Origin of the sequence: Acinetobacter sp. NIPH 298 (genome assembly GCF_000369505.1) — a bacterium.
Classification (GTDB): domain Bacteria; phylum Pseudomonadota; class Gammaproteobacteria; order Pseudomonadales; family Moraxellaceae; genus Acinetobacter.
Map to the genome: position 1 here is coordinate 40,380 of NZ_KB850055.1, position 14,121 is coordinate 54,500.

General features: G+C 42.3%; 14 protein-coding genes. All 14 read left to right on the top strand.

The window, feature by feature from the left end:
- The first annotated feature begins 171 nt into the window (after positions 1-171).
- A complete protein-coding gene (der, locus tag F903_RS05130; RefSeq protein WP_004669600.1) occupies positions 172-1,581 on the top strand; it encodes a ribosome biogenesis GTPase Der in 1,410 nt (469 codons plus the stop codon).
- Between the two features lie 263 nt (positions 1,582-1,844).
- The gene (locus F903_RS05135) at positions 1,845-2,474 is read left to right on the top strand and encodes a beta-ketoacyl synthase chain length factor (RefSeq protein ID WP_005195244.1); all 630 of its coding nucleotides are present in this window, start codon (positions 1,845-1,847) and stop codon (positions 2,472-2,474) included.
- A complete protein-coding gene (locus F903_RS05140) occupies positions 2,459-3,268 on the top strand; it encodes a lysophospholipid acyltransferase family protein (protein WP_155757046.1) in 810 nt (269 codons plus the stop codon). The genes F903_RS05135 and F903_RS05140 overlap by 16 nt, the downstream gene beginning before the upstream one ends.
- Positions 3,265-3,525, top strand: a complete 261-nt coding sequence (locus F903_RS05145) for a phosphopantetheine-binding protein (RefSeq protein WP_005195248.1) — start codon at positions 3,265-3,267, stop codon at positions 3,523-3,525. The genes F903_RS05140 and F903_RS05145 overlap by 4 nt, the downstream gene beginning before the upstream one ends.
- A gap of 11 nt (positions 3,526-3,536) precedes the next feature.
- Positions 3,537-3,785 carry an acyl carrier protein gene (locus tag F903_RS05150; protein ID WP_005195249.1) on the top strand — a complete coding sequence of 83 codons (249 nt, stop codon included), beginning with the start codon at positions 3,537-3,539 and terminating at the stop codon, positions 3,783-3,785.
- On the top strand, positions 3,782-4,336 hold the full coding sequence (locus tag F903_RS05155) for a COG4648 family protein (protein ID WP_005195250.1): 555 nt from the start codon (positions 3,782-3,784) through the stop codon (positions 4,334-4,336). Before F903_RS05150 ends, F903_RS05155 begins: the two co-directional genes overlap by 4 nt.
- A 13-nt stretch (positions 4,337-4,349) precedes the next feature.
- Positions 4,350-6,047, top strand: coding sequence for an ApeI family dehydratase (locus F903_RS05160; protein WP_005195251.1), 1,698 nt, complete (start codon positions 4,350-4,352; stop codon positions 6,045-6,047).
- Between the two features lie 10 nt (positions 6,048-6,057).
- A complete protein-coding gene (locus F903_RS05165; protein ID WP_005195252.1) occupies positions 6,058-6,825 on the top strand; it encodes a glycosyltransferase family 2 protein in 768 nt (255 codons plus the stop codon).
- On the top strand, positions 6,825-7,760 hold the full coding sequence (locus F903_RS05170) for an LpxL/LpxP family acyltransferase (protein ID WP_005195253.1): 936 nt from the start codon (positions 6,825-6,827) through the stop codon (positions 7,758-7,760). Before F903_RS05165 ends, F903_RS05170 begins: the two co-directional genes overlap by 1 nt.
- Before the next feature lie 25 nt (positions 7,761-7,785).
- The gene (locus F903_RS05175) at positions 7,786-9,333 is read left to right on the top strand and encodes an HAL/PAL/TAL family ammonia-lyase (RefSeq protein WP_034595103.1); all 1,548 of its coding nucleotides are present in this window, start codon (positions 7,786-7,788) and stop codon (positions 9,331-9,333) included.
- A gap of 9 nt (positions 9,334-9,342) precedes the next feature.
- Positions 9,343-9,768 carry an acyl-CoA thioesterase gene (locus tag F903_RS05180; RefSeq protein WP_005195255.1) on the top strand — a complete coding sequence of 142 codons (426 nt, stop codon included), beginning with the start codon at positions 9,343-9,345 and terminating at the stop codon, positions 9,766-9,768.
- On the top strand, positions 9,765-10,493 hold the full coding sequence (locus tag F903_RS05185; RefSeq protein WP_005195256.1) for a LolA family protein: 729 nt from the start codon (positions 9,765-9,767) through the stop codon (positions 10,491-10,493). The genes F903_RS05180 and F903_RS05185 overlap by 4 nt, the downstream gene beginning before the upstream one ends.
- A complete protein-coding gene (locus F903_RS05190; protein ID WP_005195257.1) occupies positions 10,468-12,801 on the top strand; it encodes an MMPL family transporter in 2,334 nt (777 codons plus the stop codon). Before F903_RS05185 ends, F903_RS05190 begins: the two co-directional genes overlap by 26 nt.
- Positions 12,798-14,117: an NAD(P)/FAD-dependent oxidoreductase gene (locus F903_RS05195; RefSeq protein ID WP_005195258.1), complete on the top strand. Its 1,320-nt coding sequence runs from the start codon at positions 12,798-12,800 to the stop codon at positions 14,115-14,117. Before F903_RS05190 ends, F903_RS05195 begins: the two co-directional genes overlap by 4 nt.
- Positions 14,118-14,121 lie beyond the last annotated feature (4 nt).

Consider the following 14,121-nt stretch of genomic DNA (forward strand, 5'->3'; position numbering starts at 1 on the left):
CTAATGTGTGGTAAAATTCGAGTTAGCGAATTGCACTTTTAAAAATACTTCGGGGTGTTTGTTTAAACAAAACCCCGAATTTTTATTATGATCATTTGATCACTGAAAATCTTCCATACTGTTTCTGATACGATGTCATCAACGATGGCTCGTCTGAATTAAGGTTAATTTATGAAACCCGTTATTGCGCTCATTGGTCGTCCAAACGTCGGAAAATCAACGCTATTTAACCAAATCACAAAAAGTCGTGATGCTTTGGTTGCTGACTTCGCTGGTTTAACTCGTGACCGCAAATATGGTGATGCGGTTTTTCAAAATAAATCATTTATTGTCGTCGATACCGGTGGTATCGGTGAAAATGAAGGCGGTATTGACTCGTACATGGCAGAGCAGTCAAAAACTGCAATCAATGAAGCTGACATTATCGTTTTTGTAGTCGATGCCCGTGCAGGTCTATTGGCTTCGGACGAACAAATCGCACGTGAACTACGTACATTAGGCAAGAAAATCTACCTCGTTGCCAATAAAGTGGATGGTGTTCACGCTGAAGCTGCTTTGGTTGAGTTTTATAAGCTTGGTATGGGTGAACCCTTACAAGTGGCTGCCAGTCACGGACGTGGCGTGCAGCAAATGCTTGAGGATGTCTTGGTTGATGTTCCTGAAGATGAAAGCGATGAAGCACATGATAAGGCTACAGGCTTACGCTTAGCCATTATTGGTCGTCCAAATGTAGGCAAATCAACTTTAGTCAACCGTTTGCTCGGCGAAGACCGTGTGGTTGCATTTGATGAACCCGGTACAACACGTGATTCTATCTATATTCCGTTTGAGCGTGATGGTCGTAAATACACCTTGATTGACACTGCGGGTGTACGTCGTAAAGGTAAAGTCGATGAAATGATTGAGAAGTTCTCAATCGTGAAAACGCTACAAGCGATTAAAGATGCACATGTCATTGTTGTGGTTCTGGATGCGCGTGAAGGTGTGGTCGAACAAGATTTGCATCTGATTGGTTATGCACTTGAAGCTGGACGTGCCATGTTGATTGCCATTAATAAATGGGACAACATGACCGAATATGACCGTAAACAATGTAAGTTGGATGTCGATCGTCGCTTTGATTTTATTCCTTGGGCAAAAGTACATTTAATCTCTGCATTGCATGGTACTGGTGTGGGGGAAATGTATCCAACCATCCATCGTGCTTATGAATCATCACATTTAAAAGTTTCACCTGCAAAACTCACCCAGATTTTGAATGATGCTACAGAAGCGCACCAACCGCCTATGATTGGTGGTAAGCGAATTAAAATGCGTTACGCGCATATGGGTGGACAAAACCCACCAACGATCGTTGTTCACGGTAATAAGGTGGATAAAACCCCTGCGGACTATCGTCGCTATCTCGAAAATGTGTTCCGTAAAGTGTATAAGTTGGAAGGAACGCCTGTTCGTGTTGATTTCAAAACTTCAGACAATCCATTTGAAGGTCGTAAATCTATGGTCGATGAGCGTGTTGCTGCACGTAAACGCCGTTATGTACAGAAGTTCAAAAAAGCTGAGAAGAAGATGAAGCGTTAATCAAAGATAAAGTCAAAAGCCCAAACTTTGTTTTGGGCTTTTTTGATGGGAAATTTTAGAGCATTTAAGTTAATAGTTTATTTTATTGTTTAGTAAAACTTTACATTTTATTTATTTCAAACGGACACTAAAAATATATTAATGCAAGGTATTGAAATATATAAAAAATATTTTTTTGTTAAATTTGGTGACAGTGATATAATGCGCCCACAAAATATTATTGATGAATGTGTTTATACATAAACACATGGACGATGTATCGCATGTTAAAACTACATCTAACGCAGCCTCAGCTTAGCAATGCTCAGCAAAATTTTGCTGCACTGGATGAGATTCCAGCGATGCAGCGTCGTCGTTTATCCTTATTAGCCAAAATGGCATTGCAAAGTGCTTTAACTACATTAGATGATCAATCTGTTGATTATATCGTGTGGGTTTCGAAGTATGGCGATGAAGAAAAAACACTGCGTATTTTACAAGATGTACTCAGTGAGCAAACGCCATCTCCCACGCAATTTTCAACTTCTGTGCATAATGCAATTGCGGGTTTATATTCGATTTTATGCCATGATGATACGCCGTCGACCAGTTTAAGTTGTGAGTGGACAGAGGCTTTGATTGAAGCTTATGCCATTCTAAAAGCACAGCCCCATGTACAAAAAGTACTTGTTGTAGCGTACGATCAAGCATTACCGACTGTTTATAGTGATGCGTGGGACTTTCCTGCATTTGCACTTTCAACGGTAGTGAGTTTGGCGCAGCCTAATTTAGAGGTGCTTGATTTGTCTTGTTCAGCATCATCAGGTTCGACGTCAATGGAAAGTTTGGTTTTTTATCAATTCTGGAAAACAGCAGATATCAATCCATCTGCATCGAGATGGGGAAAATGTTAAAGCAAAAAGAAATCAAACAAAAAAGTAATTATCTTTTGCGTGTGGCTGCGACGGGATTAAGTTTTGCGAGCTTTGGCGTCGGTGGTATCGGGATTGCAACGGTTGTTGCACCCTTGGTTCGATTGAGTAGTTCAAATCCAGAAGTACGTCAGCAACGGGCGCAACAAGTGATCCGCTATAGTTTTAAAGGCTTTACGGAAATGATGGTGAAGCTCGGGATTATGAGCTATTCCGTTGAGGGTTTGGATAAGCTACAAAATAGTCGACAAGAACTGGTCATCGCTAATCATCCGACTTTAATTGATGTGGTGGTTATGATTGGCTTGATGCAACAAGCCAACTGTGTGGTCAAACAATCGCTTTGGTCTAATCCGTTTACGCGCGGTCCAGTACGCAGTGCAGGTTATATTCTGAATGCAGGTTCGCAACAGTTTATTGAGGATTGTGTCGCACGTTTACAAGAGCAGGGTGCAGCATCTTTACTGATCTTTCCTGAAGGAACCAGAACAGAAAAAGGCGAGCGTTTAAATGAGTTTCAACGGGGCGCTGCAAATATTGCCATTCGAGCCAATGTACCGATCCGTCCAGTTTTGATAAGCTGCACGCCATCAACTTTGACCAAAAATGAAAAGTGGTATCATGTGCCAGCACAGCCTTTTCATATTGAAATTAAGGTGCTCGATGCAATTGAAATTAAGGACATGTTAGTGGATTCAGATATAACACCAAAACAAGTCCGTCAGTTGAATCAACGTTTTTATCAAATTTTTAATGATGAGTTATCGAAAAAATGAGCAATCTTGCTGATGAATTAAAGCAAATGATTATTGATGTTCTCGCACTCGAGGATATTAGCATCAGTGATATTGAGACCGAAGCACCACTGTTTGGTGATGGTTTAGGTTTAGATTCGATTGATGCTTTGGAGTTAGGTTTGGCATTGAAGAAGCGTTACAACATTCATCTGAATGCCGAGTCCGATGAAACCAAACAGCATTTTAAATCAATTCAAAGTTTAGTGGCTTTGGTTGAAGCGCAGCAAGCCGTTTAAGGAGTAGATCAATGTTAACTCAAGAACATGTGCTGGCAAAACTCAGAGAGTGGATGCAGGATCTATTTGAAATTGAACCTGAAGATATTCGTCTCGATTCAAATTTATATGAAGATCTTGATGTCGATAGCATTGATGCGATTGATCTTGTGGTCAAAATCAAGGAATTGACAGGTAAACAAGTACAACCTGAAGATTTTAAAGCGGTCAGAACGATCTTGGATGTTGTTACGGTCATTCAAAATATGACGGCTGAATGAGACATCTGCTCAGAGGCATACTGATCACATTTTTTGTGTTGTATCCCTTTATTGTGGGTTGGAGTTTGTCACACGGACAATTTGTCTGGGTCAGTGTGTTACTGGTGGTTTTGGGTATTGTCCGACTGATTAGTGCTAGAAAAAATGATTTGATGTTGCCTTTGACTGGGCTGGCGATTGTTTGTGGTGGACTGAGCTTGATTTTAAAAGATCATGCATGGTTAAAACTTTATCCCGTGGGGATGAGTATCGGAGCATTGTTGATTTTTGCGCTGACCATATATAAGCCACCCTCAATGATTGAACGTTTTGCCCGTTTAGTTGAACCTGATTTACCTGAATCGGGTGTGCGGTGGACACGTAAAGTCACCATGGTCTGGTGTGGTTTTTTTAGTATCAATGCCATGATTGCTTTGGCAACTGTATTTGCACCCATGAAATTTTGGGTTGTTTATAATGGTTTTATTTCTTATGTATTGATGGGCATATTGTTGCTCGGCGAATTTATGCTACGAAAACGTTATCAGCGTTTAAATCAGATCAATACTTAAATGGTTTTGTGACATGATTGCACCCATTCATTTTTATAATGCGTCCAATTCAGCCCAAATATTCTGTATTGGTAATGAGTTACAACCTATTGTTTATGCCGCTTTTTGGCAGGACGTGCTTGAACAGTCGACAGTGATTGAACATTTAGCTGAGCCGACGTGGGCATTATGGGAACAAGACAGCTATGATTTTATTGTGCTGTTTTTTGCAGGTTTATTGGCAAATAAAAAAATTATTTTACCACCCAATCGGGTGCGTAATTTAGAACAACAACTGGCACAGCAGGACATCTATTTTTTAACGCGGCAACATCTTTCCCAATCGTTATCTTCTAAGGGGGAGCGTGCAGGTGATTTGATTGTAGAACGTTTGGCGAAAATAAAAAGCTATGAATTTTTAAATGCTGCACAGATTAGCTTTTTTACCTCAGGTTCAACGGGTGAACCGAAACAGATTGAACGCACCTTAAAGCAATTGTTAAACGAAGTGCGTGGACTCGCAGCCAGTTTTTCACTTACTGAACAGTGTCTCGCCATCGCAACGGTCAGCCATCAACATATTTATGGATTATTGTTTAAGTTGCTTTTGCCACTAGCAACAGGGCGGAGTTTCTACAATCCTCAATTGGCATTTCCAGAAGATGTCATTCAAGCACAACAATGTTTGGCAAAATCTGGGTATGTCAATTATGTGGTATCGAGTCCTGCTTTACTCAAGCGTTGGACCAGTGAATTGCGATTACAACACTGTGAAATAGTGTTTAGTTCGGGTGGAAAACTGGAGGCAGGTGTTCGTCCTAATCTGAATGTGTCGATTATCGAAGTTTTAGGGAGTTCCGAAACAGGCGGTATTGCGCATCGTAAACAAGATGATGCAGCTTGGACGGCATTTACAAATGTTGAGATTCAGATTGCTGACAATAAGCAATTGATGGTCAAAAGTGATCATGCTGGAGAACAGGGTTGGATCACGACTGGAGATGCTGCTGAATGGGTAGCGGTCGCTCAGAAACAGTTTAAGTTGCTTGGGCGTTTAGATCGAATTATAAAACTGGAAGAAAAACGTTTAAGTTTGGATGCGATTGAACAGACGCTGAATGCGTTGGATGATGTGCAACAAAGCCATGCCTTAGTGATTGAGCATCAGCATCGACAGATTTTGGCTGCTATCGTGGTTTTGACACCAACTGCACAGCAACGCTTGTTAGCATTAGGCAAAGTCGCTTTTGTGAAGACATTGAAACAACAACTCCAGTTTCGACTGGAAACTTTAGCGATTCCAAGACAATGGCGTTTTCTGAGTCAAATTCCACAAAATGCCCAATCCAAACGAGATAAAAATTATTTAAAGGCATTATTTTCCATGATGTTACAACCTGTGATCTTGTCGCAATGGCAAGCACAAGACAGCCAATATTTTAGTCTGGAATTTCCGCCTGAACTTGAATGTTTTAAGGGACATTTTCCGAATCAACCGATTTATCCTGGCGTGGGGCAAATCAGTTTTATCCAACAGTTTGCTAAACAGGTATGGGCAGATCTGGATTGGTGTCAGGGTTTCGAGCAGCTTAAATTTCAAAATCTGATTCGTCCTTATACTGTGGTGCAGCTCAAACTCAGTCGTAAAGAGCACAAGGTGAGTTTTGAAATGAGCACAGATCAGCATACACTGGCTTCAGGTCGTTTATTATTTTCTGTAGCGCGTGCTTAGGAGTTTAATCATGTTGGATGGTCTGTTGAAATACGGCATCGTGATTCCTGTCTATAATCATCCGCACTATCTCACTGATCTGGTGCAGCATTTGCAACAATTTCAGTATCCGATCATTTTGATCAATGATGGTAGCCATGCCGCATGTAGTGAAATTTTGCGACAATTGGCGCAACAAAATCAACATGTACATTTGGTTGAACATGCGACCAATCAAGGTAAAGGTCAGGCTGTGATTACAGGGTTGCGTTATGCTACCGAAATGGGGATGACACACGTCTTGCAGCTCGATGCAGATGGACAACATCACTGGGAGGATGTTGCTAAATTTTTCCAGTTGTCGCAACAACACCCCGAAGCAATGGTAATTGGACAGCCGATTTTTGATGCTTCTGTCCCGAAAAAACGCCTATATGGTCGTTATGTGACCCACTTTTGGGTGTGGCTCAATAGTCTATCTTTAGAGATTAAAGACAGCATGTGTGGCTTTCGCATTTATCCGTTGAATAAAACCATTCCTATTTTAGACAAAGCCAAATTTCAGCCACGCATGGGCTTCGATAGTGAAATTCTTGTGCGCTTAAAATGGGAAAATACCCCGTTTATTAATGTGCCTACGCCTGTGATTTACCCTGAACATGGGATTTCCCATTTTAATGTATGGCGTGACAATATCGGTTTGAGTCAAGCCCATGCCCGATTATTTGCTGGTATGCTGATTCGCTTGCCGCAATTGCTTTGGCAAAAACGTGGTTCTCGTAAGTCTCGAGCAGATTGATGACAAACCCTCAACATACGCCGAATGATACTTGGCATGACATTAAAGAGCGCGGCGGCATGTTGCCGCTCATGCTCATGCTTGGCTTTTATCGTTGTGGTGGGCGTTGGCTGTGTCGGGTGATCCTGTATTTTGTTATTATGTGGTATTGGTTATTTGCGGTGACTGCACGGCAGGCTTCTTTGCAATATTTGCAGCGTGTACATCAGTTTGCAGGTCCTCAGTCGCCTTTTACAGCCATGCCAACGTGGGCAAATAGTTATGCTCATTTTATGCAGTTCGGGGAATGTATTCTCGATAAAATAGAGGGCTGGTTGGGACATATTCCAGAGCAAAAACTGGAACTAATAGGCCATCAGCATTTTCAGCAACATTATCAAAAGGGTACGATTATTATCGTGTCGCATTTTGGCAATATTGAGTTATTACGTGCGCTGAAATCCGAACATCCACAAAAAATTAATGTACTGGTTTATCAAAAGCACGCGACACAATTTAATCAGTTTCTCAAAAAGCTGAATACTAAAGCCGATGTGAATTTGATTTCTGTTGATGAGCTTGGCATTGAAACCGCCATGCTGTTACAAGAAAAAATGCAGCAGGGTGAATGGGTGATTGTGGCCGCAGATCGAGTTCCTGTGCAGTCCGATCGGGTGCAAACAGTTCAGTTTTTAGGGGAATCTGCCCAATTCCCACAAGGCGCTTGGATTTTGGCAAATTTACTTAAAGTGCCTGTTCTCGCTGTATTTTGTTATCGTGCAGAGCATAAGTTTCAGGTACATATTCATCATCTTGCAGATCAAATCGATTTACCTCGAAAAACGCGAATCAGTAGTATGCAACAAGTGACTCAGGCATACGTTGCTGTGTTAGAACAGCATTGCTTGGCTGCACCGTATCAATGGTTTAATTTTTATCAGTTTTGGACAAAATAACGTGAATGCAAGTCAAATGGGATCAATGATCAAGCCAGTGGTGATTGTTGGAGAACAACCGCTCAGTATTGAAGATGTGGTGGCAGTTGCTCGCAATGAATGTTGTGTCGCACTCCCAGAAACAAATGCTTGGCGTGAATTAATTCAACGCGGTGCAGACTTTTTGGATCAATTGCTTGCCGATGAAGGTGTGATCTATGGCGTGACCACAGGTTATGGTGATTCGTGTCTGGTAGAGATCCCGATGCACCAAGTCCATGAGTTGCCTTTGCATTTATCACGTTTTCATGGCTGTGGCTTGGGCGAAAATCTGGATATGATCACGGCGCGTGCAGTGGTGGTGACACGTTTATGTTCATTGGCGCGTGGCTATTCAGGGGTGTCTTTGGCATTGCTGGAACGTTTGGTGTGGATGTTGAATGAAAATGTGATTCCTGTGATTCCATCAGAGGGTTCGGTGGGTGCAAGTGGTGATTTAACCCCACTGTCCTATATCGCAGGAGCATTGGTCGGTGAGCGTGATGTGTATGATCGAGATCAAAGCAAGATTGTACCGATTGCACAGGTCTATGCCGAAAAAGGTTTACAGCCTTTAACCTTACGTCCAAAAGAAGGTTTGGCATTAATGAATGGCACGGCTGTGATGACCGCGATTGCCTGTTTAAATTATAAGAAAGCTGAGCAAATCAGTTTAGCCAGTACCTTGATTACTGCACTGAATGTTTGGGCATTGGAGGGCAATCCAAGTCATTTTGATGAAGTGCTATTTGCACAAAAACCACATCAAGGGCAGCAACAGATTGCTCAACAACTGCGTGTATGGCTGAATAGCGAAGTGCAAACTGCACATCAAAGTCCGCGTTTGCAAGATCGTTATTCTTTACGTTGTGCGCCACATATTATTGGTGTGTTTGAAGATTCAAAAACGTGGCTGCGTCAGTTTATTGAAAACGAGTTGAACTCCAGTAATGACAATCCCCTGATTGACCCGATCAATTTACGGGTTTTACATGGTGGGCATTTCTACGGTGGACACATTGCCCAAGCGATGGATAGTTTGAAGATCATGATTGCCAATATTGCCGACTTGATGGATCGCCAAATTGCGCAATTGGTTGATCATAAAATGAATCATGGTTTGCCGCGTAATTTGACAGGTTCAAGTGCAGATCGTTTGCCACTGAATCATGGTTTTAAAGCTGTACAAATTGGTGTGTCGGCTTGGACAGCAGAAGCCTTAAAAAACACCTTGGCGGCATCTATTTTTTCTCGTTCAACTGAATGTCACAACCAAGATAAAGTCAGTATGGGAACCATTGCCGCGCGAGATGCCACTCGAGTGATTACCTTAACGCAACAAGTGCTCGCTGCCTTGTGCTGTGCCAGTGTACAAGCCGCGCATCTCAAAGGTGTGGTGTCTCAGTTGAGCCCAACTTTACAGGCTTTTGTCACATGGACGTTGCAAAGCTTTGCATTACTTGAAGAAGATCGCCCTTTGCAAACTGAATTACAACAGATTATTGATCGTTTCGACAATTTTGAATTGTTTAATCAGTTTGTGGATCAAGCTTAGGAGTGTCTCATGCAAGCAGAAGTCATTATTGAAATTCCTTTTCATGATGTTGATACCATGAATGTGGTTTGGCATGGGCATTATTTAAAGTATTTTGAAATCGCACGGTGTAAGTTGTTGGATCAGTTTGGTTATAACTACAATCAGATGCGAGCATCGGGCTATGCTTGGCCTGTGATTGAAAGCCATGTGCGCTATGTGCAAGGCATTGAGTTTGAGCAAAAGATTTGTGTGCGTGCCATATTGAAAGAATGGGGGAATCGTTTAAAAATTGAATATCTCATTCTTGATGCAGAAACGGGCAGACGCTTAACCAAAGGTTATACCACGCAAGTTGCAGTGAATATGGAAACACGAGAAATGTGCTTTCAGTCACCATCAATTTTGTTGGACTGCTTAAAGGCTTGGGATGAGTTTCAAGGGGAAATAGAATGAATTTGGATTCAAACAAAATCTCCTTTTTTAGGTCGAATACAGCCTTGCGGAACAGTGTTCCTCGTTACGTTTCGGAATGGTCCTGTAGGGGCGAACTGCGTTCGCCCCAGATATTGAAAGCGATTTCGCTATTTAGCGTACTTTCGCTATTTAGCGTATTCAGCTATGCTGATAGCGCGGCGGTAAGTACAATTTTTCAGCAGCTTGCAAAAAGTGATGTGGTGCGTGCTGATTTTGAACAACAAAAAAAGTTAGCCAGTTTAAATAAAACCTTTGTTTCCAATGGCACGCTGACTTTTGCCAAATCTAATGGCGTACTTTGGAAAATCAAACGACCTGTACAAGCCGATTTGATCGTGACGCAAAAGAAATTGGTACAAAAAACCCAAAGAACTTACAGCCAGATTCAAATTGACCAGTCGCCTTATAGTTCGGTGGCAACGCTGTTTTTGCAGTTGATGTCGGGTGATGAAAAAGCCTTGGCAAAGAACTTTAATGTGGTCGCTGTGGATTATCGTGCGACAGGTTGGAATATCGCTTTAACGCCAAAGTCAGGTTTATTTAAAAAATTGTTTGTACGTATTGAAGCACAAGGGCAGCAGTATGTCGATAAAATTGTGATTCAGGAACAAGCCAATAATAGCACCACGATTTTATTCCGTAATCAAAATACCCCACTGAAACTAACGGCTGCTGAAGATGCGCTTTTCCAATTGGCAAAATAAACTGACTGCCATTTGGTTAATCTTGTTAACCGTTGTTGGGCTGGCGCTTGCGTTGGCATGGCTGAAAAAAGATATTCATATCCAGACCAATATTTTTGCTTTGCTGCCTGAAACGCAACAAAATCCTGAATTGGCGAAAACCCAGCAATATATGAGTGATCAACTCAATCAAAAAGTGTTTGTGGTATTAGAAAGCCAAGATCAGCAGGCGATAGAATACGCGACACAATTGTTTGAAACACAACTCAAGCAAAGTGCGCTGTGGCAGCCGCTCAAACCACAACTTGATCTAGAACAATTTTCAAAACAGTTGTATCTGCATCGTGCAGGCTTGTTGAGCCCACAAGATCGTCAGCTTTTGCAACAGGCGTTACAACAGCATGACTATGAGGCGTTGACTGAACAAAGTTTGATGCAGCTCATGAGTGTCGGGATGCCAATTACGGAAGAATCTTTGCAACAAGATCCATTGTTATTATTTCCGCGTTATATGCTGAATGTAGCGACGCAAGCCTCAAGCAATGTCGAACTTGAGCATGGTTTTGCGACCATTCATGATGAGCAGAAAGTTTCACGCTTATTGGTCTTGGAACTGACACAGAGTCCTTACAATATTGATTATCAGCAACAGGTGACCGCTTGGATTGAACAACTGCAACCACAACTGAAACAATTAAAAGTACAGTCGCATTGGACAGGCACGATTTTATTTTCCAATTTTGGTACGCAGTCGGCGCAAAAAGAAATTTCTACCATTGGCTTAGGCTCAACCCTTGGTTTGATTGTGTTGGTCTGGTTTGGTTTTCGTTCATTCCGCCCATTGCTGACCGAATTTATTGCGGTTTCGACAGGTAGTCTGTTGGCATTTGCCATAACCCATCTGATTTTCGGTGAAATTCACCTGATGACTTTGGTCTTCGGGGCGAGCTTGATCGGGGTCTGTGTCGATTTTTCTTTCTATTTTATGGCGATGCAATCGCAGCATCGCAAACTGGATGGTTTTAGCGTTCTCAGGCCTTTGTTGCCGAGCTTGTTTATGGGCTTAATGACCACGGTTGTGGCATATATTTTTCTGAGTTTTACCCCGTTTCCTGCATTTAGGCAAATCGCGGTATTTTCGATCGTAGGTTTGGTGGCAGCATGGATCACCAGTGTCTTGTTATTGCCACGATTGCCATCACTGAATGCTCAGCCTGCGATTCAACGCTTGGTATGGATTGGGCAAGCCCGACAATGGTTTCAGCAACAGCATAAAATGCGTTATGGCTTAATTGTTAGCATCATTGCTATTGGTAGCGTGAGCATTTTATTTTTGCAGCCGAATGATGACATTCGTAATTTACAAAGTATGGATGCCAAGCTAAAACAGCAAGATCAATATATTCGTTCCTTGTTTGGACAGCAGCAAAGCAGTGATTATTTTGTGGTGCAGGCGAGTTCAAGTACTGAACTGGAACAACAAGAATCACAACTATTACTCAAGCTTCAGCAATTACAACAGCAAGGGGCTATTGAAAGTTTTCAAGCTTTGGGTCAATGGATTCCACCGCTGGTACAGCAAAAGCAAAATGTACAGTTATTACAACAAATTCCTGAAACAGCGCTGAGAAAGTATGCAGCGACGATGGGCTTGAAATTTGCGGATGTGCAACATTGGCAACAGCAATTACAGCAGCAGCCTTTACTCACTGAACAGATTTTTCAGCAGCATCCTTTGGCATTTTTACAGCCGAGTTCAACCGAACGTTTGGTCATCGTAAATGGTGTGCAGCAGGCAGAGCCGTTGCAGCAACTAGAATCCGCCAATATTCATTTTCAACAACCAGTCGATACACTCTCAACTGCTTTTGCTCAGCATCGTCAGCAAGCACAGCATTTATTGATCTATGCTTTGTTGGCTTTGGCGATTGGTTTAGGGGCTGTTTATGGTCTTAGCTCAGTTATGCCGCTGGTGTTGCCTGTTACTTTGGCTTTGCTCAGCACCTTTGCAGTACAAGCATGGCTTGGTGTGGAAATTAACCTATTTAGTATTATGGGAACGTTCTTGATTATTGGGATCGGGGTGGATTATGCCATTTTTTATCGGCATGGACATGATCATCCACAGGTGGTCGGCATGGCGTTGTTTTTGTGCATGATGTCGACCCTGTTGGGCTTTGGTTTATTATCGTTGAGTGATACTTATGCCATTCATTGTTTTGGTTTAACCGTTTTACTTGGCGTGATCTTTTCATTTATTTACGCAACTTTATTCACGCCTGCTGATCAACAGCATATTGTCGATTTACCACATCGGAGCACAACATGAACACAATACAACAAACGGATGTGGTGATTATTGGGGCTGGGCCATCGGGCAGTTCAGCCGCGGTATTACTAAGACAAAAAGGCTATGCAGTGACCGTGATTGAAAAACAATATTTTCCACGTTTTTCTATTGGTGAGTCTTTATTGCCACAATGTATGGTGTTTTTGGAAGAAGCAGGGTTGTTGGACACCATTCGGGAACATGTTGCAGAACGTGGCTTTCAGTTTAAAAATGGTGCAGCATTTTTATGTGGTCAAAAACGTAGTTACTATGATTTCACTGAAAAATTTAGTGAGGGTCCAGGTACGACTTGGCAAGTGCGCCGTGCTGACTTTGACCACTTACTGGCGCAACAAGCGCAGCAATATGGTGCAGATATTCGCTTTGGGCATGAGGTCACCGCAGTTGATGTCGATGCTGATCAGCCGATGTTAACGGTGTTGGATGAAGCGCAGCAGCAATATCAAATTCAAGCCAAGTTTTTGCTGGACGCCAGTGGTTTTGGGCGAGTTTTGCCGAAATTCTTAGATTTGGAAAGTCCTTCAAATTTTCCAGTACGTCGTGCCATTTTTACCCATATTGAGGATGGTATCGGTGATCGTGCTGATTTTGACCGCAATAAGATCTTGATTACCGTCCATGAAAACGATCATCGTGCTTGGTATTGGCTGATTCCTTTTGCCGATGGGCGTGCATCGTTTGGCGTCGTAGCTGAACAAGATTTCTTTGACCGCTACTCAGTTCCTCATGATGTCGATGGTCATGTTGCAGATGCAGCCCAAAATGAGCCTGAAGCATTATTAAGACGGATTTTGGCGGATGATCCAAGTTTGTCTCAGGTCTTGCAACATGCCAAATTTGATACATCCGTGCGAACTTTGGTGGGGTATTCTGCTAATGTGAAGCAGCTTGCAGGGCGTAACTATGCGTTATTGGGCAATGCAGGTGAGTTTCTCGATCCTGTTTTTTCATCGGGGGTGACCATTGCGCTGAAATCATCAAGTTTGGCTGTGCCGTTGGTTGAGCGGGTATTGAACGGCGAACAAGTCGATTGGATGCAGCAATATGAACTGCCACTGCGTAAAGGAATTCAAGTCTTCCGTGCCTATGTTGAGTCATGGTATGAAGGGGGATTTCAGGATGTGGTATTTTCAACTCATCAAAATGAAAGCATTCGCCGTATGATTTCTTCGTTATTGGCAGGCTATGCGTGGGATGATCAAAATCCAATTCATAAAAATGCAAAAAATCGTTTAAGCACTTTGGCTGAATATTGCCGAGCGGGTTTAGCACAAGAAAAAGCCTTAGAGGTCTAATATG